The organism is Lewinella sp. LCG006, from assembly GCF_040784935.1.
Lineage (GTDB): Bacteria > Bacteroidota > Bacteroidia > Chitinophagales > Saprospiraceae > Lewinella.
The window spans coordinates 1,490,425-1,517,308 of the sequence record NZ_CP160680.1 but is presented as its reverse complement, the minus strand read 5'-3'; the positions used below and the strand labels follow the sequence as shown (position 1 = coordinate 1,517,308).

Genomic DNA, 26,884 nt, shown 5'->3' with positions numbered 1-26,884 from the left:
ACCAGGTTATGAACGACAACTACCGAACCATACCATTTTATCAAAAGCAAGTCCTTCAATGGTCGTTGCTTTTGAGCCTTTTTTTGGTGTCCTTGACGATCGTCCGGGCAGAAGGCACGCATGATGTAGCTCCCAATCCTACCGACATGGTCATGCTATTGATCGGGGATAACAATTATGGGAATTTCGCCACTTTGGGAAGCCCCGCTGCAAGCCGCCTTTATGTACAAATCAATAGTCCGACCGAGGTGATGTACCTGGGGCTTTCCAGAGAGTACGACGAGGCAGGTTTTCCCGCAAGCACAGGTAACTACTCTTTCCGGATTCGCCGGGTGTCTAATGATGAAATTGTTCACGGCCCCTACAGTGTCAATAGTTTTGTGGAAAATGTCCACAACTGGCAAGAAGCTAGCGGCCCTGCAGTCCTAAACAATGGGGTAGGCTACGCAACGGACGAGGCTCGTTATGTATTTGCTCCGGGAGAGGCAGGTTTGTTTTACATTGAGTTTATCAGTGTCGATCATATTGGTTTTTGGGATTTTACGGTAGCTGATAACGGAGTAGAAATCCCCGGCCGGGTATACTCAAGAAACTGGGCTTTTCGTACCCCAACGGTAGGCAACTCACAGCCCGAATGTGTCTGGGACCGACGTTTCAATGGCCGCCTGTTTTCTTATACAACGGATGGTTTTGTTACGCAGATTGATTTTGCCGACTCTGGTTTTCAAGGTCTTTCTTTTGCTTTTGCCTTCAATAGCAGAGGCCCTGGGCAAAGTGGTGATTTGGGCTTGGATCGGATGTCTATTCCGTCACAAAATCTTACGGGTGATTTTGCAGAGCATCTAATCTTTCTAGCACCACCAGATCCTGTAGCCTTTCCAGATGGAGCATGTGGAGAGCTTACTGTTGCTCCGTTTTTCAATTGTACAGGACCAGGTACTTATTGTCTGGACGTCAGCGTCACCCAGCCTGGTCAGGTGGAGGTGGTTTTGGATATTAACCAAAATGGTGTTTTTGATGCTAATATTGACCGACGCTTATTGCATCGTTTTCTTCCTGGCGACCCTCTGACAACTTGTATGGCTTGGGATGGGCTGCTTGGCGATGGTACGCCCGTTGACCCGGGTGCTAACCTCAACCTGTCTGTAAATTATACCCAGGGGGTGCAGCATTGGGCGGTTTATGATACCGAATTTCTCAAAAATGGCTTTTGTGTAGAACCGGTTCGTCCTTTTTGTACTTCGAATGGCCAAACCAATATTCTTTACTGGGATGATCGCAATATCATTGAGGAACCTGGTACCGGTCAACCTAAAGATGGAAGAGACGGTTGCGACTGTACCACTCCCGGTTGCCGTACCTGGAACAACTTTGATCCTCAGACGGATGATTGTTCCATGATCAATGACAACAATACAACAGGCTATGGTGATAAAAATAGCCTCAATACCTGGTGGTTTGCCAATGTGTTTTCTGCTGATCTGGTAGGCGTGCCTTTGATTGATGTAGTCATCGATGGCCCAACAGAAATTTGCGAAGGAGAAACTACCACTTTGGGCGTCAACTTCTTGTCTAATTCAGCGATTGCAACCTTAACCTGGACGGGTCCAAATGGCATCATCGCCACCGGCCCCGATGCTCCGGAAGAAATCGAAGTAAATACTCCTGGTATTTACACCCTTGAGGTGACGGATGTTAATGGTTGTACCTTTAGTGCTACCCACGAATTAAGCCAATTTACTTGTCCGACCGACTTGGAATTGGATATTACGGTAGATAGTCCTACCGCAGATATCGGCACTGCCGTTACTTTTACGATTACGGTCACCAATCAAGGCCCCTTCAATGCAGGGGATTTTACGGTCAATGCACTTTGGCCAGCGGGGATTATCAATGTTACGCCCCTTACACCAGGCGGTGTACTTAGTGGCAACTCGATTGATTGGCAAAACCTAAGTTTGGAAATAGGGGAGAGCCTCACGCTGACCTTCATGGGCGTCGTAGCACCTGCTTTTGACTATACCGTACACGCAGAAATCACCTATTCTGCGCAAGCTGACCCCGACTCTACCCCCGGCAACGGTATCGATACAAATGGCAATAACCAATGTGCCGATGACGCTGGTGACGAAGACGATGGCGATTGTGTGACTGTCGTTCCTCCTGCTTGTATGCTAGATGCGACCATCGCCGTGAGCAGTATTTCTTGTGACGCCAATGGCACACCTTCCGATCCTGATGATGACCTCTTTACCTTTATGGTGGTAGTCACGGGTAGCAACAGTAGCAACGGTTGGCGAAGCCAAGTCAACGGGCAGACCATCACGGGGGGCTACAACCAAGCCGTGACGATTGGCCCGCTGGCTATTGCCGCTGGTGATTTGGAATTAACGATCACCGACGGATTTTTCGGAGCTGCTTGTAGCACAACCCTTTCTGTTCCTGCACCAGCAACCTGTTCTAGTTTGTGTGCCCTGACCGTTACTGCTACCAGCGCTGATTGTAATGACAATGGCACCAGCTACGATCCAGCGGATGATACCTTTGCCTTTACTTTCGAGGTGGATGGTGCCAATTCCAGTGGTGGTTGGATTGCTTCGGATGGTAGCACTGGGGACTATGGTACCAGCTACACTTACGAAAACAACCCACTTTCGGCAGGCGACGTAACCTTGATCTTCACAGATAGCGAAGACAATACCTGTAGCATCAGCTACACCTTTGCGGCACCTACGGAGACTTGCTCTCCAGATTGTTTCCTGGATGGTAATGTTGGTCCTAATATTTGTGACAACAACGGTACGCCTTCAGACCCCAGCGATGATACCTTTACGTTCACCCTGGAGATCACGGGCTACAATACCAGTGCTGGAATGTGGTCGGCCAATGATCCCAATAATACGGTTGGTGCTTATGGCACAACGGTCACAATGGGGCCTTACTTGATCAGTGAGGGAAGCCTTGATTTTCTGGTCGTCGATCCCGGCAATCCAGACTGTAACCTGCCTATCTTCATTGTACCACCTCCGGCTTGTTCCAATGACTGTTCCTTGTCAGTGGTAGCGACGGCTGCTGTTTGTGACGACAATGGCACCAGCTATGACCCTTCCGATGATACTTTCGGCTTTACTTTTGAGGTGGATGGCGCCAATGCCAGCGGCAGTTGGGTCGCTTCGGATGGCAGTACCGGTAGCTATGGTACGAGCTACACTTATGAAAATAATCCACTCTCAGCAGGCGACGTTACCCTCACTTTCACGGATAGCGAAGACAATACCTGTAGTGTTACTTATACCTTTGCGGCACCTGCGGAGACCTGCTCTCCCGATTGTTTCCTGGACGGTAATGTTGGTCCCAATATTTGCGACAACAATGGTACACCTTCTGATTCCAGCGACGATACTTTTACTTTCACGCTAGAGATTACGGGCTACAATACCACTTCCAATAGCTGGTTAGCCAACGACCCCAATAATACCTCTGGAGCCTACGGCACAACCATGCTGATGGGGCCTTATCCGATCAGCGGTGGTAACCTTGATTTTCTGGTCACTGACCCGGGAAATCCGGATTGTAATTTGCCCATCTTCATCATTCCTCCGGGTACCTGTTCTGATGTTTGTGCGCTGACTTTGCAACAGAGCATTATTCAGTGTGATGACAATGGTACATTGTCTGACGGAGCAGATGATACCTATACCGTACTCGTGCGGGTGACTGGTGCCAATGCGGGCACTGGCTGGACCAGCTCCAACGGCCAATCTGGCCTCTATGGAGAATGGGTGACCCTCGGGCCATTTCCGATTGCGGGCGGTAATGTAAGTTTAACTTTTACGGACACCGAAGTAGCGGCTTGTTCACTCACCACCTCTTTTGTGGCTCCGGCACCCTGTTCGGTAGCTTGTGAAATTACAGAAGCCGTGGCAACCAATGTAGCCTGTAACGACAATGGCACGCCTACCGATCCTACGGATGATACGTTCACCTTCTCAGTAACAGTGGCGGGTAATAATCTTGGCGAAAACTGGATGGCCAACGACGGTAGCACAGGTGCCTACGATGTGCCAGCTAGCTTTGGGCCTTACCTGGTGGCTGATGGAAATGTCAATCTTACCTTTAACGATGGTGCTGACAGCGATTGTGATTTTGCCTTAGAAGTAGCAGCACCAACGAGCTGTTCCGACCAATGCGCTATCGCTGTTTCCGTCTTTAATTATCAGTGTTTGGACAATGGAACACCGTCGGATCCCGATGATGATCTGTTTACGTTCCAGTTGTTGGCCGAAGGTGTCAACAACAATGGCGCGGGCTGGATTCAGCCTTCTGGCAACAGCGGCACCTATGGTGTAGCAAGCACCCAAGGGCCTTTCTTGATTGCCGATGGCGGCTTCAATATGCTTATCCAGGATGTAGATGATGCCACTTGTACAGCGTCGGTAGCGATTACACCTCCTCCTTCCTGTTCGTACCAGTGTATGATCATCACAACTGTGAATACGGTAACTTGTGATGATGCTGGAACGCCCGACGATGCTAGCGATGATTATTATGTTTATACCATCATGGTGGATGGTGTGAATGTCAGTGGCAGTTGGGTGGCCAATGATGGTACCACTGGTAACTACGGCGAGTTGGTAGAATCGGTACCGCATAGCTACAGCGAGGGTATTCTGAATGTAACCATCTCGGACAGTGTTGCGGATTGTGGAGAAACCATCCAAATCAATCCACCTACACCGGCATTGTTCTGTCCGGAAGATACCAACCAAAGAAGATTTATCGGAAGTGTCCAGGTCCTTCAAGGACAATTGGATACGGCTGACTTTCGGGTAGAAGAAGCACCTTGTTTCCTGGCTTTTACCTCTACGCCCATTCTCTTAGGCGATCGTTTCATGGAGCCAGTTGATGTAACGCTGCCTGGACCAGTAGATACCGTAGATGGAGTATACGCATTCTTCTTCTTCTCTGACATTCCATTGTCGCCAGAATTGGAAGATTATGGCGATGCAGACGGTACCGGTATGCTGTTCCGTGGCGACTACACGGGGTACACCGATCCTTGTTGCTTCAATATGAACCAGCCCGATGAGCTGAATGAAGACGAGGACATGGAGACCATCAATCCGATGATTGATACGACTGGAATGTTTGCTCAGGATATGCACCTGGTCAATCACTTCACGCAGTCACTGAAACCAGGGCAGGATTATACCCTTGTTGCTTCCACTTATGGTATTGAAGCAGTCGGGAATTATGCCTGGGTCGTGGTTTCTTACCGCAACTTACCTATGACGGTGAACAGTGAAGAAGTGACCTCTACTTTTACACCTTACGAAACACTGCAAGAAGACCTTACGTATAACCACATCCTTTGGACGCAGGGTAATCCAGCCAGCCAGGAAACGGTAGGCTACCCATTCGTTGAGCCGCTTTGTGGCTTGGATAGCTTGTATTTCCAGGATGAACTGGATTTCGAGAACAACTGTGTAGACGCCTACATTTATCGAACCTTCATCATGGAGTCTGCCGGACAGGCAGATAGTTGCGATCAACAATTGACCTTCCGCCGTCCATCCATCGATGATATTGTTTTGCCACCAGCTACGGTGACTTTCCAGTGTGGTGATGAATACGAAGTCAATGAAAATGGTTATCCTCATCCTCAGGATACCGGCTATCCGCTTATCAGTGGTGGTACGGATTACGATACGCTGTTTAACCAAACGACGATCTTTAACCTGGCGGTTTCCTACAAGGATATCCCTAATCCAATCACTACTGATCTAACCCTGAACCTGACCCGTGAGTGGACCATTACGGATGCTTGTAATGGTGATACCCTTTACGTGATTCCTCAGCAGATCAAGATAGGACCATTTGGCCCACCTCGTTTGGTGTGCCCCATCGGCGGCGACGGATGTAATTGTCCTAGCGATAATGTGTTGGTCTACGATGTTGATCCATTGGATTGTACGGCTACGGTAGATATTCCGTTGGCCGAACTGGTAGGCTTCTGTGATGAAAGCCGCATTGACGACTGGAGCATCACCACGGAAGTGATCAGAGTGGTAGATGATGAATTAATAGAAACCATCGAATTTGAAGGCGCCCGTTCGGTGTCGAACCTGGATAGAGGGGATTACATCCTGCACTATATCGCTGTTGACCTTGACGGAAACGTAGTGGAACGCAGTTGTCAAATGCGTATTGCTGACTTGCAAGTACCAACCGCGATTTGTGTGAGCAGTCTAACCGTGACGGTCGGAGACAATACCCCCAACTTCCTGTACGCCGACAACCTGGATCAGGGAAGCTACGACAACTGTGACACGCCAAACCTACTGATGCGTAGGTTCTACAACGAAGGAACCGATGCTTGTGCGGGTGACTTGGCTGGTAGCTTTGGCGAGTGGACTTCTGAGCTAGCATTTGAGTGCTGTGATGCTGGGCAGACCTTCCTGGTAGAACTTCAGGTGATGGATGCTGACAGCAACGTCAATGGCTGTAACGTACTGGTGAGCGTGATCGATGAAGTCGCTCCGCAGCTTACGGGGCTAGAAACACTCAACTTACCTTGTAGCGCACTGCCACTAGGCTTTGAACCCATGGACTCTATCCAGCGGGTAGACCTCTTCGGTATGCCGGAAGTATTGGATAATTGTACGGCAGAAATTGTGGAAATGACGCCCGAGCTCAGTTGGGATGATTGTGACCTGGGTAGTATTCGCCGCCGCTTTGTGGCCACAGATGCTGCTGGTAATACCACTGCCGAAGTGTACGAACAAATGATTACGGTGAACCGTAACAATACCTACCGTATTCGTTTCCCGAAAGACGAAACAACGGATTGTATAGCTGGTTTGGACAACCTCGAATTCATCAATGGTGGTTGTGGCAACTTCACGGTTACGTATACAGATGTAGAACTGGATCCGCAAGGAGAAGCGTGCCTACGTCTGCAAAGAACCTACCTGATCGTCAACGATTGTGAATACGATGGTGTAAGTGCTCCTACCGTACTGAGCCGTAATGAAAATTGCGCTGTTGCGGAAGGCACAGAAGACGTATGGCTGGTGGTCAACAATGGCAATGCTTTTGCCGATGCCGATGCTGAAGCCTTCAACCAATTCCCTCCTGCTGGACAAAACTGTGCGACCAATCCTGCCGGTTACTGGCGCGATCTGCCCAATGTAGGTGCCTGGGAATACACCCAAGTCATTAGCATTCAAGACGAAACCGCACCGGTAGTGACCTTCACACCTCCGGCAGCGTTCTGTACCACAGATGAATCTTGCGAGGCATTGGTGAGTGTGGCAGTGGAACTGGTGGATGCCTGTTTCCCTGAACGCACCGAGGTACAACTCTTCCTTGATCAGGACAATGATGGTACCAACGACCTGGAGCTGACGGATACCGGCGTGCTGAATAGAACGAACAACAGCTTTGTGATAGAAGGCAGCTTCCCCATCGGAGAACACGCTTTTGTCTTTGAGGCAACAGATGCTTGTAGCAATCTGGCAAGCGAGCGCATCGTCTTTACGGTAGCAGATTGTTTCATCGCTACGCCTGTTTGTGCTACGGCATTGGAGGTGCAGCTAGCTCCCGTAATTCCAGCAACGGACCTCAACGGAGATGGTATCCTAGACGAAGCCGCCGTCGTCTTGTCTGCTACATTGTTGGCAGAAATGGCAGGCTTGGATTGCTCTGGAGATTATGCCTACTCGGTGAACTTACCGGGTGCTGCGGTTGATTTTAGCAACACCAATATGGTCCTCACTTGTGAAGATCGTTACCAGGCCGCACGTGAAATTGTGGTGCGTGACAATGCTTACAACCCTTACGCGATGCAGCCGGATGGTAGTATGGGAGGCCCCAACTATCAACATTGTACCATTGTCGTATCGGTCCAAGACCCCAACGAGGTGTGTAGCACTTGTGCACAGAGCGAGCTGGAAATAGAAGGTGTCATCCGCACCCGCACCAACCAACCCATGAGTGGGGTAGAGGTACAGCTATTGATCGACGATGTATTTGATGAAAACTCCTTTACCATCAATGACGGTAAGTTTGAGTTCCCACAGCTGGCCTTCTCGACCAACTACGAAGTCAAACCTTACAAAAATGACGATACCCGTAATGGCGTAACCACCCTTGACCTGATTATTCTTCAGCGTCATCTGTTGTTGCAGCAAATCATTACCGATCCTTATGTATTACTAGCTGCCGATATCACCAACGATGGCGAGGTAACCACGCTTGACCTGTTGTGGATGCAGCAGTTGCTGCTGGATAGAATTGAAACCTTCCCGGCGAATACGAGCTGGCGCTTTGTGCCTTCAGAATTCCCTCTGACGGACATCGCGGCCGAGATTCCAGATTCGTACCGTTATTTCAACCTGCTGGTGTGCCAATTTGGTCAGGACTTTATCGGCATCAAAATCGGTGACCTGAACGGTTCTGCTAGTAGTGATGGCGTGATGGCACAAGCCGAAGAGCGTACCCATACCAATTGGTTGCTAGAAGCTCCTGATTATGATTTACGCACCGGAGATATTTACCGTATCCCTATTCGTGCCAAGGATTTGGAGCGACTCAGTGGATTGGAAGTAGAACTGGCCCTGAATACTGATTTCCTAGAAGTATTAGAAGTGGAAGAAGGGCAAATGAAGGCCGAACAGATGAACACGACCTCATTGCAGCGTGGCTTACTGAAAGGCATCTGGGTAGCGAATAACACCAAAGCTACGGCTAGTGAGCCGCTCTTTACCCTGGTGGTAGAAGCTAAAGCGAGCACCAAGCTAGCTACCGCTTTGGCGGTCAGCGGTCGGGTACCGTCCTTCGCTTATGACCATGCTTTGGAAGCGTACCAACTGCAATTGCAATTCAGTGATTACGGCCAGGAAGCAGTGTTGTTGAAAAACTACCCTGATCCTTTCCAGGAAACCACCCAGATTAGCTTCTACCTGCCGCAAGCGGGGAACTATCTGCTAGAAATAACCGATGCCACCGGCAAGGTTGTACAACAATACCAGCAACGCGCCAATGCTGGCAAACAACAACAGCTCATTCGTGGCGAGGGGCTGCCAGCTGGCGTGCTGTTCTACACCCTCACCTTTGATGGGCGGCAGATCAGCCGACGGATGGTGAAGATGTAAACTAAAATTAAAAGGTAAATTAGACGTGGCGTCATCGGGGAAACCTGGTGACGCCTTTTTTAGTGTGTATGATTCTTTCCCTATTCAGGTGACTGGATTGCCAGATCACTTAGGTGAAAAGTTGGGGTTGGGGAAAATTTGTATTACGATTATTCACCTTAGAGTGTCGGATCTTAAGGTGGAATTGCAAAGCCCTGATGGGAGTAGCATATGGCTGACCAACCGCAATGGTGGTGCAACAGCAAGAGACTATTATGATGCATGTTTTCGTAGGAATAGCTTCTCCGGTTATATACATCAGGCTACTCCTCCTTTCGTAAACGGAGAATATATACCAGATGGGCGGATGGGTTTTCTTAATAGTGGCCAGAACCCTAATGGGACCTGGTGGTTGAGGATTAGTGATTTGCGGGAAGGGGAAACAAGAGGGAGTATCTTCGTCAGGTTAAAGAGGAAGGAGATGATAAGCAAAAGACGGTATGTGAGTTATTGCTTGTTTGACAAAGGGGTTTTCAATAATTCAGATAGTCTTTGTATTTGGCAGGGCCAGTTTTTTGGAGAAAAGAATTTACCCAACTATGGATTTGGGCATTATGTATCCTGCAATGCCGAGCAGCAGGGGATAAGCGTAGGTGGTTATGATACTTATGGTATGTTGTAGGAGCAATGAAGCTATTTGCATTAAGCGTTCCTGCTTTATAGCTTTTAGTCGTAAAAATACCATGTGAAGCCACTTTGAGCGTACTGCTTTTGACCTCTAAAGAACAAGTGTTATTTTTACACAAAAATGAGGGATATTTTTGCTTATTTTTGAAAAAATATGATCTTTGTACCAGAAAATGTTTTATAGTTGAATGGCACTAGTTTGTGCTCGTGTGGAATGATAATGTAAGTTTCTATAAATGTTTTTGTAGTCTGTTGTAGTAAGGTGTCAGCATTTTTGATACAATATGCCGTGATTACCTGAAGAAAATATATATCTAATCTAGGCAGCTGTATTCTTCAGCTTGATTTGTGTAATTTTTTTCTAAGAAAATTAAATTGGTAAAGACTTTCTATTGTCATCATTAGATGATGAGGAACGTTTTTTGGCACAATTTTAGGTGCTTTTGCACAATACGCCTGTATTTAATCATTAGGAAGCAGTTTCCTTTGGAAATAAAATGGAGCAAATACTAAACAAATGAATAATAATTACCTGAGTTACCCACTTGGCCTCATTTTTGTACTATTCAGTACACTAAACCTTCAAGCAAAATGCCCTGCAGCCTGTGATGTCGATAATAATACTGACTTTCAGAATGTATCAATAAACAGTAATGCGGTCTTCTTTCTCCCAGTTGCAGGGATGAATGGCGGAATATTTGTAACAAATAGGGGCTCTACCATTACGCTATCCGGTTCTTACGTTGGAACAAATTTGACGATTTGTGATGAGAATACAGCTGGCAATGATTTTGATAGCAACTTAGGTAACGATCCGAGTATGTACACGGTGGATTGTACGGATGCGGCGATGCCTTGTGGAGCTGCTGCACAAAGTTGTGTCAATATTTTCAATAACCTTGATGTTGATGGGACTGCCCCAGATCCTACCACTCCTTTCTCAAATCCTACTAACCCGTATTGTGGCACGGCTGGGGAATACCCCTCTCCAATAACAGCTGGAGAGCAGTCTGGGGCACCTTTTAGCTTAACTTGTGGTGCACCACCTCCTTCTTTTAGGGGTTTGGATGCTTCCTACCAGGTCGTTGTTGGTGGTGACTTTATCGTTCCGTCCACTGGCGGAGCAGAAATAGAGGGGCGCTTGGCTGTAGGAGGTAACTTAATCATAAATAAAGGTTATGGTATTGGAGAATCTGGCGGAGGTACTTACGTCATCAGTGATGTAGGAAACGCCGTGGCTGTTGAAGGATCCATGTCTGGCACGGGAACCCTGAATATGGGAACTAATAACGGTGGCGGTGTCGGATACGTCGCCTATTCAGGAGGAGCTAGTACTTTGAATATTGGTAATGGCACAGCGTCTGCCAACAATGGCTCCAGCATTGTAGATCATACTGCGTTATTAAGCGAAGCAGATCAGATCAGTATGGCAATGCAGATGGCTACCTCTACAGGAGTTTTTAATACAGGAACTCGTACGGTGGAAGGAACCAATGCGGCAATTGAAATAATAAATATCAGCGGAGCTGATCTGGATCCAGGTTTTCAGGATAATTTACTTTTCTCAGATATTGCTCCTGGTGCTACCATCATTCTTAATATTTCGGGAATGACAGTCACGTCTCGACTTAACGCGATAGCTGGCAGGGTGGATGACCCTGCATTTGCTATGACAGGATCGGACCCCGATGCCCTCGTCTACAACGTCATCTATAACTTTTATGAGGCCACGAGTGTCTCTGCGCAGGCTAACCTCAATGGTTTAGTACTTGTACCTAATGGTAATCTTGATATAGTGCAAAATCTGAATGGTAGGGCTTATATTGGTGGAAATCTTACCCATTCTGGTTCAGGAACAGAGATTCACAATTATCCCTTCACGGGAGACTTGAGTAGCTTCTGTGGTGCATCTGTATGTACTATAGATGCCACTGGCCTAGCTAGCGTTACTTGTACAGGTAATGATGCGATCAGCTTTAGTCTTACCCCTTCAGGCACCGGTGTTAGCGGTACTTATACCGTAAGTGTCAGCGGAGGTGGAGCTACTAATATTAGCCCTGCTATGGGTACTTATGATGTTGCGACAATCTTCACGCTGAATGATAACTCAGCTGGCGCTGGTGATGTGACCGTAACGATCACTGACGGTAATGGTTGTATGACAGATTTGATAGTGACTGATCCAGGAAGTTGTGTGCTGATTTGTATCAATCCGACGGCCACGGTTACTCCTGCAGCGGGTATGTGTGTCGGCGGAGCGGTTACTAACAATGCCACTATTGATGTGACAATGGTCATGGACGGTGATGAAGCAGGTATTATAGCTGGAGTAGATTATGATTTAGCTGGTGGCCCAGCTTATGGTGATGTCATGAACATGACGATATCTGGAGGTACTACAATGTTTAGCGGTTTAGCTCATAATACAAACTATGTAGTACGGGTGTTTAATTTGGATAATGGTTGTTATACCGATTATCAGGTAACTACCCCTGCTCTTACTTTGCCAATTGTAAGTCTAAACGATCCCGCTGATGTATGTATCGACGGCGCGGACATGTCCTTCACGGGCATGCCCACGGACGCCAACGGTGTCTTCACGACGACCGCAGGAGCGGGCTTCACCGACAACGGAGACGGTACTGCGAGCCTTGATGTTAGCGTAGCTGGCGCAGGCACGTACGATGTAACGTATACCTACACGGATGGCAACGGTTGTGATGCTGGCCAAACAGTAAGCGTCACGGTTAACCCCGAACCAATCGTCAGCTTAAACGACCCTGCTGATGTATGTATTGACGGCGCGGACATGTCCTTCACCGGCATGCCCACGGATGCCAATGGTGTCTTCACGACGACCGCAGGAGCGGGCTTCACCGACAACGGAGACGGTACCGCGAGCCTTGATGTTAGCGTAGCTGGCGCAGGCACATACGATGTAACGTATACCTACACGGATGGCAACGGCTGTGATGCGAGCCAAACGGTAAGCGTCACGGTTAACCCCGAACCAATCGTAAGTCTGAACGACCCCGCCGATGTATGTATCGACGGCGCGGACATGTCCTTCATCGGCATGCCCACGGACGCCAACGGTGTCTTCACGACGACCGCAGGAGCGGGCTTCACCGACAACGGAGACGGTACCGCGAGCCTTGATGTTAGCGTAGCTGGCGCAGGCACATACGATGTAACGTATACCTACACGGATGGCAACGGTTGTGATGCGAGCCAAACGGTAAGCGTCACGGTTAACCCCGAACCAATCGTAAGTCTGAACGACCCCGCCGATGTATGTATCGACGGCGCGGACATGTCCTTCACCGGCATGCCCACGGACGCCAACGGTGTCTTCACGACGACCGCAGGAGCGGGCTTCACCGACAACGGAGACGGTACCGCGAGCCTTGATGTTAGCGTAGCTGGCGCAGGCACGTACGATGTAACGTATACCTACACAGATGGCAATGGTTGTGATGCAAGCCAAACGGTAAGCGTCACGGTTAACCCTGAGCCCATCGTAAGCTTGAACGACCCCGCCGATGTATGTATCGACGGCGCAGACATGACCTTCACAGGTATGCCTACGGATGCCAACGGTGTGTTCACGTCCACCGCCGGTGCCGGCTTCACCGACAACGGTGATGGCACAGCGATCCTGGATGTAAGCGTAGCGGGTGCTGGTACCTACGATGTAACTTATACCTATACGGATGTTAATGGCTGTGATGCTAGCCAGACGGTCAGCGTTACGGTTAACCCCGAGCCCATCGTAAGCTTGAACGACCCCGCCGATGTATGTATCGACGGCGCAGACATGAGCTTCACCGGTATGCCCACGGATGCGAACGGTGTGTTCACGACCACCGCAGGAGCCGGCTTCACCGACAACGGTGATGGCACAGCGAGCCTGGATGTAAGCGTAGCGGGTGCTGGTACCTACGATGTAACCTATACCTATACGAATGTTAATGGCTGTGATGCTAGCCAGACGGTCAGCGTTACGGTTAATGCATTACCTATTGTCAGTCTGAACGATCCAGCTGATGAATGTATCACTGGTAGTGACATGGTCTTCACTGGAGTGCCCACAGATGCGAATGGTGTTTTTACAACTACCGCCGGTGCCGGCTTCACCGACAATGGTGATGGTACAGCGAGCCTGGATGTGAGCGATGCTGGTCCAGGTACTTACGAGATAACTTACACTTATACGGATATTAACGGTTGTATTGCCATTGCAACAACTGAAGTTGAAGTATTCGGTCTAGACTTCGGCGACTTAGCTGCTCCTTACCCCACAGCTGGTCTTGCTACTGCTGCGAGTCACTGTGTTCCTGCCACCCCTCTGATTAAGTTAGGGGCTACTGTGGACACCGAAGCAGATGGTGCTCCAAGTACTCTGGCTGATGGAGATGGAGCCGACGAAGATAGCTTTATCCCCGGTGACTACATGTTCGTACGTACACAGACACAGGATATTACGATTCCATTAATGAACATGACAGGGCAGATGGCCAAGTTGGTTATGTTTATCGATTGGGACAATAATGGAGATTTCACCGGTACCAATGAGATGTATGATGTCATGGTGGCTGACGCTGCGACAAGCGCAACGCTGAGCGGAGTTACGCCCCCAGCAGGAGCTGTGATCAATACCAATCTGGCGGTTCGTTTCCGTTTCAGTACGGACCAAACTGCGGTTATGTCGGCTGGCGGGAACGCTTCTGATGGTGAGGTAGAAGACTACCTGATCATGGTGATGGCCTTTGATTACGGTGACCTTGTTGATGGTGCTGCTGGTACCGGTGAAGAAGATTATGAAACATCTTCTGCCAACGGTGGCCCAGTACACAAGATTGTTACGGATGAGAATGATATGGTGACCTTGAAGATTGGCGCGTCGGTAGATGACGAACTCGACGGTACACCAAGTGCTGATGCCGACGGCGATGGCGCAGATGAAGACGGTTTCGATCCTACGAGCACAATGTTCGTGCGTGGTCAATCCCAAGATCTTACAATCCCAGTCATGAACATGACGGGTGTTGATGCGAAGTTGACGGTCTACATCGACTGGAACAACGACGGTGCCTTTGATGGTACGGACGAGATGTACTTCACAACGGTAGCCGATCAATCAACCTCTGCGATTTTGGCGGGCATTACGCCCCCAGCCGACGCTGCGATCAACGACGAAATCGGAATGCGTTTCCGTCTGACAACGGATATGGCGATGAGTCCAGGTGGCCCTGCCCCTGACGGTGAGGTAGAAGACTACGAGATTGTAGTGATGGCCTTTGACTATGGTGACCTTGTTGATGGTGCTGCTGGTACCGGTGAAGAAGATTATGAAACATCTTCTGCCAACGGCGGCCCAGTACACAAGATTGTTACGGATGAGAATGATATGGTGACCTTGAAGATTGGCGCGTCGGTAGATGACGAACTCGACGGTACACCAAGTGCTGATGCCGACGGCGACGGCGCAGATGAAGACGGCTTTGATCCTACGAGCACAATGTTCGTTCGTGGTCAATCCCAAGATCTTACAATCCCAGTCATGAACATGACGGGTGTTGATGCGAAGTTGACGGTCTACATCGACTGGAACAACGACGGTGCCTTTGATGGTACGGATGAGATGTACTTCACAACGGTAGCCGATCAATCAACCTCTGCGATTTTGGCGGGCATCACGCCCCCAGCCGACGCTGCGATCAACGACGAACTCGGGATGCGTTTCCGTTTGACGACTGACATGGCAATGAGCCCTACGGGTCCTGCCCCTGACGGTGAAGTAGAAGACTACGAGATTGTAGTGATGGCCTTTGACTATGGTGACCTTGTAGATGGTGCTGCTGGTACCGGTGAAGAAGATTACGAAACATCTTCTGCCAACGGCGGCCCAGTACACAAGATTGTTACGGATGAGAATGATATGGTGACCTTGAAGATTGGCGCGTCGGTAGATGACGAACTCGACGGTACACCAAGTGCTGATGCCGACGGCGACGGCGCAGATGAAGACGGTTTCGATCCTACGAGTGTAATGTTCGTGCGTGGTCAATCCCAAGATCTTACAATCCCAGTCATGAACATGACGGGTGTTGATGCGAAGTTGACGGTCTACATCGACTGGAACAACGACGGTGCCTTTGATGGTACGGATGAGATGTACTTCACAACGGTAGCCGATCAATCAACCTCTGCGATTTTGGCGGGCATCACGCCCCCAGCCGACGCTGCGATCAACGACGAACTCGGGATGCGTTTCCGTTTGACGACTGACATGGCAATGAGCCCTACGGGTCCTGCCCCTGACGGTGAAGTAGAAGACTACGAGATTGTAGTGATGGCCTTTGACTATGGTGACCTTGTAGATGGTGCTGCTGGTACCGGTGAAGAAGATTACGAAACATCTTCTGCCAACGGCGGCCCAGTACACAAGATTGTTACGGATGAGAATGATATGGTGACCTTGAAGATTGGCGCGTCGGTAGATGACGAACTCGACGGTACACCAAGTGCTGATGCCGACGGCGACGGCGCAGATGAAGACGGTTTCGATCCTACGAGTGTAATGTTCGTGCGTGGTCAATCCCAAGATCTTACAATCCCAGTCATGAACATGACGGGTGTTGATGCGAAGTTGACGGTCTACATCGACTGGAACAACGACGGTGCCTTTGATGGTACGGACGAGATGTACTTCACAACGGTAGCCGATCAATCAACCTCTGCGATTTTGGCGGGCATTACGCCCCCAGCCGACGCTGCGATCAACGACGAAATCGGAATGCGTTTCCGTCTGACAACGGATATGGCGATGAGTCCTGGTGGCCCTGCCCCTGACGGTGAAGTAGAAGACTACGAGATTGTAGTGATGGCCTTTGATTATGGTGACCTTGCAGATTTAGGCACGGGGACAACAGAGGAGGACTACGAGACTACCATTGCTGATGGTGGCCCTGTCCACAAAATCATCACGAATGAAGACGACATGGTTACGCTGAAAATTGGCGCTACCGTTGACGATGAATTAGACGGCGCTCAAAGCACTGATGCTGACGGCGATGGTGATGACGAAGACGGTTTCGACCCTACGAGCGTAATGTTCGTAACTGGCCAGTCTGTTGATCTGGACATTCCGGTCATGAACATGACGGGTGCCCCTGCGAAGTTGACGGTCTTCATCGACTGGAACAACAACGGGGACTTCACCGACATAGGCGAGATGTATTTTGTCGATGTACCAGATCAAGCCACAAGTGTGACTATAGCCGATATTGTTCCTCCGTTTACCACGACGCTTAACGATGAACTTGGTTTCCGTATTCGTCTAAGCTCCGATATGGATGCGAGCATGAGCCCCACTGGCCCTGCTCCTGATGGAGAAGTTGAAGACTACCTGATCATGGTGATGGGCTTTGACTACGGTGATTTGATTGACGGTACTGACGGTACTTCCGAGCAAGACTACCAAACACAAAATGCGAATGGTGGTCCAAGCCACAAGATCATCACGAATGAAGAGGATATGGTCTTACTAAAGATCGGATTACTACTAGATGATGAAGCTGACGGTCAGCAAAGTAGTAATGCTACAGGTGATGTTACGGACGAAGATGATGAAGATGGGTTCGATCCGACTAGCATCATGTTTATGACCAACCAGAGTGTAGATATTACGATTCCTGTGATGAATATGACCAATGAGGATGCCAAATTGGTATTCTTTATTGATTGGAACAATAATGGTGAGTTTGAGGTGGACGAAATGTACTCGACAATCGTAATGCCCAATGAGACGGAAGCTGTGCTCACAGGAGTTACGCCACCATTGACTGCTACCTTGAACGACGACATTGGTATTCGTATTCGTATTAGTACGGATCAGGATGCAGTGATGAGTCCTTATGGCCCAGCACCTGATGGTGAAGTAGAAGATTACGAGATTCCTGTAATGGGCTTCGACTACGGTGACTTGAATGACGTCGTTACGGGTACCAATGGCGATGCTAATGCACCGCTCACGCCTGCTGATTACCAGACAACTGCTGCTGATGGCGGCCCTGCACACAAAATCCTCACGAATGAAGAGGATATGGTGACCTTGAAAATCGGTGCTGCCGTAGATGATGAAGTAGATGGTCAGCCCAGTGCTGACGCAGGTGCCACTGATGGTGATGATAACAATGCTGCTCCGGGAACAATGGATGTAGACGACGAAGACGGACTGGACTTGGATAACCTCCCACTCTTTATCCTGACGCAAACGACAAGCCTCAATATTCCAGTCATGAATATGACGGGCGAAGACGCTACCATTGCTGTTTATGTAGATTTCAACAAGGATGGTTTCCTTGATCCAAACACGGAGAAATTTACGGCTACAGTAGCTGATGGTGATACGGAAGTGACTGTAAATGTTGGCCCAATTCCTGCAGATGCGGTAGTTGGCCAGGATGTAGGTCTGCGTATTCGTCTTGCCAATGATATGGACGAAGTAATGTCTTCTACTGGCTTAGCGAACTCTGGAGAGGTAGAAGATTACATGATACAAATCATCGGTTTCGATTACGGTGATTTGCCGGATACATATACGACAACAGGAGATGATGCTCCCCGTCACATTGTTAGTGAGAACCTGAAATTAGGAGCTTGTGTAGATGTAGAACTAGACGGTATTCCTGAACCCATGGCGGGTATGATGGAAGGCGGTGATGATGCTGATCCCGGTCTGGTAACCTTCGGGGATTGTGTAGGAGGTGGTGATGAAGATGGTATCGTCTTCAGCCACCCGATGATTCCAGGCAACGAGTCCTGCATCACGGTGACGGCGATGAACATGACCGGTGAAGATGCCGTACTGCAAGTATGGATAGATTGGAACGGCGACGGCATGTTTGGTGCTGGTGAAGAACTGGTGTTCACAGATGCTACGGTACCTGTTGGTGGCGTTGATGCTGCCGAATACTGCTTCCCTGTTCCTGCGACTGTGGGCTACAGCGAAGGAGCCTTATTCATCCGTGCTCGCTTGAGCCCTGATGGTGGCCTTGCGCCAGATAGCCAAACAGGAGCTGTACCTTTCGGTGAGATCGAAGACTACAAAATCAAACTCAGCAAGGTAGGTAACCTGGTCTGGGAAGACTACAACGGCAACGGTGTACAAGACGAAGCTGGCGATCTAGGTATCAATGGCGTCGACGTAGAATTATTATGGTACGGTCCTGATGGTGATGTAAACACCACCGACGATAACCGTACTTATACGGTAACTACTGCGAACGATGGTACCACCGACGGTATCTACAGCTTCTGTGGCTTGAATCCTGGTACGTACAGTATCAGCATTCCCGAACTACCTGGAGACTTTGTGCCTACCTGGTCGAACATCCCTGGCGATGACGAAATCGACAGTGATGAGCACACCGGAGTAGAATTTACGATTGTCGACCCAATGGGTCTACCGGAAGGCGAAAATGGCACGGGCGACAACCCCGGTGGCATCAATGGCTTCCCTGATATGCAGGATGACCTGAGCTTCGACTTCGGAGCTTATATTCCCGCAGAGCTGGGCGACTTTGTATGGCTGGACGAGAGTTTTGACATCAATGACAATACGCAGGTAAGTACAGGTATTGTACCTGACTCACCAATTGAAGGCGTTACGGTTACCCTGATGGGTACCAATAACATTGGTCAGCCAGTCATGCTGGTACTGGTAACGGATGAGAACGGTTACTATAAGTTTGAAGACTTGGCTCCTGGTACTTACAAAGTGATCTTTGACCCAAGTACAGCTCTTGGTGAGTGTGGTCCGATCCTACTGGCGGTTATCCCGAACGTAGGGCCTGATGATCTGGATTCTGACATTGATCAGAATACGTTTACCACAGGTTTCTACGATCTGTTCTCAGGTGATGATATCCCAACGGTTGATGCTGGTTTTGTAGAACCACCATTCGACTTTGCTTGTATCGCTGACCTGAACGTGACGTTGGGTGCTAACTGCTCAGCAACGATCACGCCGGATATGATCCTGACGGGTCTGCACTACTGTATTGATGAGTTCATCATCTCGATCGATGGTGTTGAAACAGATCAAGTGACAGGCTGTGGCGAGCATACTTACATGATTCGTCTGATCGAAGATGGCGTAGAAGTCTACACCTGCTGGGGCAGCATCTTCGCCGAAGACAAGACCGATCCTGTTGTTACCTGCCCTGCCAATACGAGCAGTGTGACGATGGATTACGAAGCTCACCAGGCAAGCGGTAATCTGAATGCAGCTGATGCTACCTTGAACTTCAACGACAACAGCTGTTTGAACCAGGGCTTCCTGGCCGACGGCGTACACAACTACGATGTGATTACGTTCACGACACCAGACTTTGCACTACCGGTTGATGTGTATACCTTCCTGGTGGATACGGATTGGGGCGATGGAAGCTTGTTCCTGTTCCAGGGTGGTTTCGATCCTGCGTCACCTTGTGAGAATATCCTCGGTTCCTCCGATGATGGTTTCGTCCCTGGTGGCAACCCCTTTGATCCTACCCTTCGTTTGAGCTTGCCTTTACAGCCGAACACAAGCTATACGCTGGTGCTGACGAACTGGTTGACAACTCAATTCGGCGACTGGACGGTGACGATCTATTCGGACAACAACACCGGTGTAACGGGTGCAGACTTCACGCCAGTAGCATTAACGCAAACTCGTGACCTGGTCTGTAACGACATCGACTTCATCCACTTTGAGACGCCTCAAAGCTGGATTGCCAGTGCAGATGGTACACTTGACTTCACGGCTACGCGCAACACCTTCTTCGGTGGAAGCACGGCTGCTTTGAACGCCTTCATCGCCAAGGTGAACCTGACTGGTTTCCCGGTAGTTGGCGACAACTGTGGCCCCGTACTGGTGACCTTGTCGGATGTTACCGACAGTGATGGTGACTGTGGCGACGAGCGCATTACGCGTACGTTCACGGTAGCCGATCGCTACGACGGCGTATGTATCGGCGCACCACGCACCGTAAGCTGCAACCAGGTGATTACCTTCCGCAAGCCTACAATTGGAGACATTGTATTCCCTCCGTTTGTGGTGCCGATTGAATGTGATGAAGACTATGCCACGGATGCCAATGGCAACCCACACCCATCCACCTCTGGTTATCCGTGGATACGTACAGCCTTTGGCTTCTACGATCTGGATCAGATCTACTGCAACATCGGCGCGTCTTACTCCGATGAGCCCCGGATCACGGTGTGTGAAGGCACTTACAAGCTACGTCGCGAGTGGAACATCATCGACTGGTGTAACCCCGGAGGCTCTGGTACGCTGAACCAGCTGATCAAAGTCGGTGACTTTACCGGCCCTGTACTGACGGGTGTAGCGCCAACGCTGACGATCTCTACCTCTCCCTTGAGCTGTGTAGCGAATGTCCTGATCCCGACGCCAACGATCACCGATGGCAATGGCTGTTCAGATGTACACACGACAACCTACACCATCCTGGCCAACGGTGAGAGCTTCTTCGCTGGCGGTAACATCGCCGATAACGATGTGGTAGGTGTACCCGTAGGTACCCACACGCTGATCCTTTGTGCGGAAGATGCTTGTGGCAACGAGACCTGCGAGGAATACACGCTGATCATCCGCGACGAGATCGAACCTACAGCTAGCTGTGACGACGACCTCAACGTCTCCATCGGTGGTGGTGATGTCCTCAACGGCATCGAAGGTATCGCGCGCATCTTTGCCACCGCGGTCGACGAAGGTTCTTCGGACAACTGTGGGGAAGTAAGCCTGGAAGTTCGCCGTAACTACTGGCGCAACGAAACCTGTGATCCTAGCGAAAACCGCTGGAGCCCATGGGGAGAGTACATCGACTTCTACTGCTGCGATATCAACAACGAAATTACGATTGAACTACGGGTAACGGACGAGTCTGGCAACCAGAACATTTGCTGGATGACCATCGTACCTGAAGATAAACTGAACCCTTACTGCTACGCACCAGCACCAGTGAATCTGAGCTGCAACGACCTTCCGCTGGCCTTCCCTGGAGACATCCAGACGGCTTACGACGAAGACTTCGCTGCGACCTCGATCATGATGAGCTCGATCTTCGGCGGTGCTACGGGTACGGACAACTGTGCGGTGGACACCATCGTAGAACGCACGCCTAACATCCAGGTGAACGACTGTGGCTGGGGAACCATCACGCGTCGTTTCGAAGCCTGGCAGCTGCGCCCCGAGGGCGATGCCAACGGCAACGGTGCGATCGACATCAACGAAGTGTTCCGCTCGACGAACAGCTGTAGCCAGCTGATCACGATCACGGAAGTCCACGACTTTACCATCGACTTCCCCGAAGATGTGGCCGCTGACTGTGGCGATCCGGAAGTACCGACGATCATCACCACCACCACTGGTTGTGATGTGCTGAGTGTGAACATTGGCGATCCGGTCTTCTTTACCGCCAACGGCGATGCATGCTACAAGTACTCGATCACCTACGATGTCATCAACTGGTGCGTGTGGGATGGCGAATACGAAGGACTGGTACTGCCCCGCATGACGGAAGACGACGGCGAATCGCTGCCGATTGACCGCGCCGTGGAAGGCAACGAACGCCCAGTAGTACGGGTAGTGAGTGGCTTTGGCCCTGTAGACAACAACTGTGACAACATCGCCGATGCTCAGCCGGGCATTCAGTACAGCGTAGTGATCGACCGTGACCACACCGACCGCGATGGAGACTCTGATATTCCGAACACTGTTTACGACAACATCCCCGGCAACAACATCGGTTGTATTCCAGCCGATCAGTTTGGACGTCGCAACTTCGGTCGCTACATCTACACACAATACGTGAAAGTATACGACTCAACAGCCCCAGTGGTAACTGTTGGTGAATACGGCGGCCCAACGGCCAACTGTCCTAACCTGTTGCCTGGTCAGTTTGGTGATGACGACGGTGATTGTCAGGAAGCAGTCAGCATTCCATTCAGCGTAGCTGATGAGTGTGAACTGTTTGACCTGGACGGTGTGCTGGTGGTCAACATCGTATCTGCCCAGCTGGATGCCTTCGCAGTAGACGCTAACGGCGACGGTGACATCAAGTCGAACGAGTTTGTAGCTGATGCCAACGTACTGAGCAATATCACCAGCAATGGTGACGGCACTTACCTGTTCACAGGAACGTTCCCGATCATTACCTCGGCGATGGGTGATAACATCTACCACGCGGTACGCATCCTGTTTGAGGATGGCTGTGGCAACCAGACCAGCGAGACCATCGTCTTCGATGTGATCGACTGCAAAGGCCCTGCTCCGGTCTGTATCAACGGCCTGACGGTAACGCTGATGCCAACACCTGAGGGTGAAGGTTGTGCGATGGCAATCTGGGCGGCTGACTTTGAAGGTTCCCCAATCAGTGACTGTACGGGTCAGGGACCAGAACTGTTCGGCGGTCTGCCACGGGTGACGAAGTACGCGATCTACCGCGCAGCGGATGTAGAAGCTGATCCAGACTTTGTACCAAGTCCCGATGATATCGGATTGGTATTGACGGATGCGGATGAGCAGACCACGGTGGTTTACGTGTACGCCTTCGACGAAGAAGGTAACTACGACTACTGTGAGACTTATGTCCTGGTACAACTGCACGCTACGTGTAGCGGTGATGAAACCGGCACGATTGCAGGTATCATCATGACGGAAGGTAACGAAGCGGTAGAAGGCGTGGAAGTGAGCATCAATGGCGGCATGACCGCTACGATGACCACGAATACAAACGGCACCTACAGCTTCAGCAACCTGACACTGGGAGGTGACTACTCAGTAACACCGTACCTGAATGCCAACCCGCTGAACGGAGTGACCACCTTCGATATCGTGAAGATCTCCAAGCACATCCTCAACGTGGAGCCACTCGTTGGGCCTTACAAGCGCATTGCCGCGGATGCCAACCGTAGTGGAACGATTACGACGCTGGATTTGATCCAGATCCGTAAGCTGATCCTCAACGTGATCACGGCGTTCCCGAACAATACGAGCTGGCGCTTTGTGGATGCAAACTACGAGTTCCCAGAGAGCACGAACCCCTGGTCAGAGACTTTCCCAGAGTTGATCAATGAGAACAACCTCCCGGGAGATGTGCTGGATGCGGACTTCGTGGGTGTGAAGATCGGTGATGTGAACGGTAGCGCTCAAGCCAATGCTTTGGCCGGCGATGATCGCACCCTCAACGGCATCTTCCACCTCCAAGCGGAAGACATTGACCTGAAGGCAGGCAATACCTACACCGTAGCCGTGACGGCTGAGAACCTCAACCAGATCGAAGGCTACCAAGGCACGCTGCAATTGAGCGGTGTGGAATTGGTAGACATCGAATACGGACAGGCACAAGCCGAAAACTTCGGCCTGCGTTTTGTAGACGAAGGCACCATCACCATGAGCTGGAACCACAACGGCGGCGGTACTACAACCGATGTCCTATTCAGCCTGGTATTGCGAGCAAGTGAAGACCAGCCCCTGCGCGAAGCGCTGAGCATCTCTAGCCGTTACACGGCTGCGGAGGCCTACCGCTCTGTCCTTACGGACATCTCCCCTGAGAGGGGAGAACAGGTGTTTGACCTGGGGATTGAATTTACCAGTGGTTGGAATGCTGCTGCGGAGTTTGAATTGTACCAGAACACGCCCAACCCCTTCGCTGCAGCGACCCTGATTGCGTTCAACCTGCCTGCCGGCCATGCAGGCCTGCCTCAGGATTGGGAGGTGACGATAACGATTAGTGATGCTCGCGGTCGGGTGCTAAGAATCATCAAGGGTGATTTCGCAGCTGGCTACAATAGCATCAACGTGACGAAGCAAATGATTAATGGAACTACCGGAGTATTGACTTACACGGTAGAAGCCCGTCTGGCCAATGGCGAAGCCGGACAGGCTGGCGAGCATCGCGCAACGAAACGGATGATAGTGGTGGAATAATCCCCACACGATAAATTAGACAACAGACGGCGGTATCCTTTGTGGGTGCCGCCGTTTTTTTTGTGGGGTAAGTGGCTGAAGTACACCTATATTTTTTGGGAACATGAGCCAATTTTAGTGCCAAAAAAAGGTTTGCCGATCTGAAAGGCGTATCTTTAAAAGAAAGATATGAACTAAACTGATTGATTAGTTCTTAAAGGGAGTGTTATCATACTTTCCGTGTATTAATGAAAGCAGAACACTAAACCCAAAAGTACCCTGTAATAATATGGATATTCACCTTTTGAAGAAGGCCTTGCATGGGTTTTCGGAAGAACAGCAAAATAAGGTGGTTGCATATATTGAAACTTTAGGAAAAGTAGTAAAAACTGCTGAAAAACCTGAGGGATGGCAGCCTGATCTCCGATTACAGGCGGTATTGGATTGCCTGCCAGAAAATGCGTTAGGTGTTGATCGAGAATTTAGAATATCGGCGATCAATGGGCTGGCTCAAAAAAAAATATTGAAAGAGCTGGGTTTGACCTTTAAATTGGGTGATAACTGTATTGAGGTGATGAGACCTTATCGAGAAGACCTTGCCGTTTTATGGCAAGAGATGATGGAATCTGCCTTAAAGGGAGAAACGGTCATTGAGGAATATTACTCAAAAAAAGGGGGAAAAGACAGTGATTACAATAGCCAATTGGTAGTTGCTCCTCACCGGCTGGAAACGGGAGAAATAATAGGTTGCATTACAGCTATTCGAGATACCACCGAACTTTCCGAGCAGCGACAAGCGGCAAAGGAACGTGAGCTTATCTACAAAACGATTGTTGATCATGCTCGGGCTGGAATAGATATCCTGGATATTACACATTTCGATGGGAAGAATCCGGCAACAGCCACCTTGTTTATTCGAAATAAAAATATGGAAACTTATCTTCAATCCAAGGATAAGTTGATGGCAACAAGTGAAGAAGTAGCTCCTTTGTTTACCGCAGATCAGCAAAATAACGAAACCTCGGAAACTGTCTTTGAGCGGATGGTCTTTGATTTATCTACTAGGAAAGAAAGCCAAGAGATCTTTAGAATAAAAGCATCCGGAGGCAAATATTTTGATATTGATGCCTTGCAGTGGGTCATTGAAATCAATGGGCGGTTGTTATTGATTCGCTTCTTTCGTGATTTTACAGAAGCACTACATAAAGAAAAACTGATCAATAAGCAGCTTGAAAAGCTTAACGAACAGAACGAAGTGTTGCAGCGCTACATTGAAAGTAATATGCAGTTGGAAAATTTTGCTTACATCGCTTCTCACGACTTGCAAGCACCCATCAGGTCCATCGTAAGTTTTTCTAATTTACTCCAAAAGCGAGCTCAAAACCTTAGTGATAGTGAACGGGATTTTTTGTCCTTTATCATTTCTAGTGCTAAAAATATGCAGGCACTAATAGGAGACCTCTTGAGCTTTTCTCGTGCCAATACGGAAAAGATAAAATTGAAAACCTTTAAATTTAGCACCTTAAGCGAAGAATTGGTCGAAGAACTAAGAGAACTTATTAAGGAAAAAAAGGGCCGACTTTCCTGGGACATTAGATGCGATGTAATCGCTGCAGACTATATCAAGTTGAAACAAATTTTAATGAACTTGATCGGTAATAGTCTGAAGTTTCAAAATAAGGATAATCAACCAGAGGTATTGGTGAGCTTGAAAGAACAAGAACATCACTGGGAGTTTTTGGTAAAAGATAATGGGATAGGTATAGCTAAAGAGTTTCAAGAAAAGATTTTTTTAATTTTCAAGCGCTTGCATACCCAAGAACAGTTTGCAGGAACAGGCATTGGACTTGCTTTGTGTAAGCGGTTGGTAGAGCAGCACGAAGGTGAAATTTGGCTGGAGTCAGAATTAGGTAAGGGAACCTCGTTTTCTTTTACGATCAAGAAAGGTTTCGCTTGAATTAGAAAGTAAAAATCAGGGATTTAGCTCAGTGCCTCTCACAGTGTAGTATAGCGTAGTAATGTTTACCAGAGCACTATAAATAATAGGGTGTAGGGCAGTCTGGCCTAGGAATTACATTCAAGTGTG

The 26,884-nt window shown here is 49.4% G+C and carries 4 protein-coding genes; all 4 read left to right on the top strand.

All coding sequences use genetic code 11. The features are described 5' to 3' along the window. The first annotated feature begins 8 nt into the window (after window positions 1-8). Entirely contained in the window at window positions 9-9,155 is a 9,147-nt protein-coding gene (locus AB0L18_RS05160; protein ID WP_367391509.1) for a T9SS type A sorting domain-containing protein, read from the top strand. 25 nt (window positions 9,156-9,180) lie between these two features. Further along, window positions 9,181-9,816, top strand: a complete 636-nt coding sequence (locus AB0L18_RS05155; RefSeq protein WP_367391508.1) for a proprotein convertase P-domain-containing protein — start codon at window positions 9,181-9,183, stop codon at window positions 9,814-9,816. A 522-nt stretch (window positions 9,817-10,338) separates the two neighbouring features. After that, complete coding sequence (locus AB0L18_RS05150; RefSeq protein ID WP_367391507.1) at window positions 10,339-24,819, top strand: GEVED domain-containing protein; 14,481 nt, start codon at window positions 10,339-10,341, stop codon at window positions 24,817-24,819. Window positions 24,820-25,087: 268 nt separating this feature from the next. After that, entirely contained in the window at window positions 25,088-26,755 is a 1,668-nt protein-coding gene (locus AB0L18_RS05145) for an ATP-binding protein (RefSeq protein ID WP_367391506.1), read from the top strand. Window positions 26,756-26,884: the final 129 nt, after the last annotated feature.

Coding starts and splice junctions, on each gene's coding strand:
- AB0L18_RS05160 (WP_367391509.1), top strand. CDS start 9: ATGAACGACAACTACCGAACCATACCATTTTATCAAAAGCAAGTCCTT.
- AB0L18_RS05150 (WP_367391507.1), top strand. CDS start 10,339: ATGAATAATAATTACCTGAGTTACCCACTTGGCCTCATTTTTGTACTA.
- AB0L18_RS05145 (WP_367391506.1), top strand. CDS start 25,088: ATGGATATTCACCTTTTGAAGAAGGCCTTGCATGGGTTTTCGGAAGAA.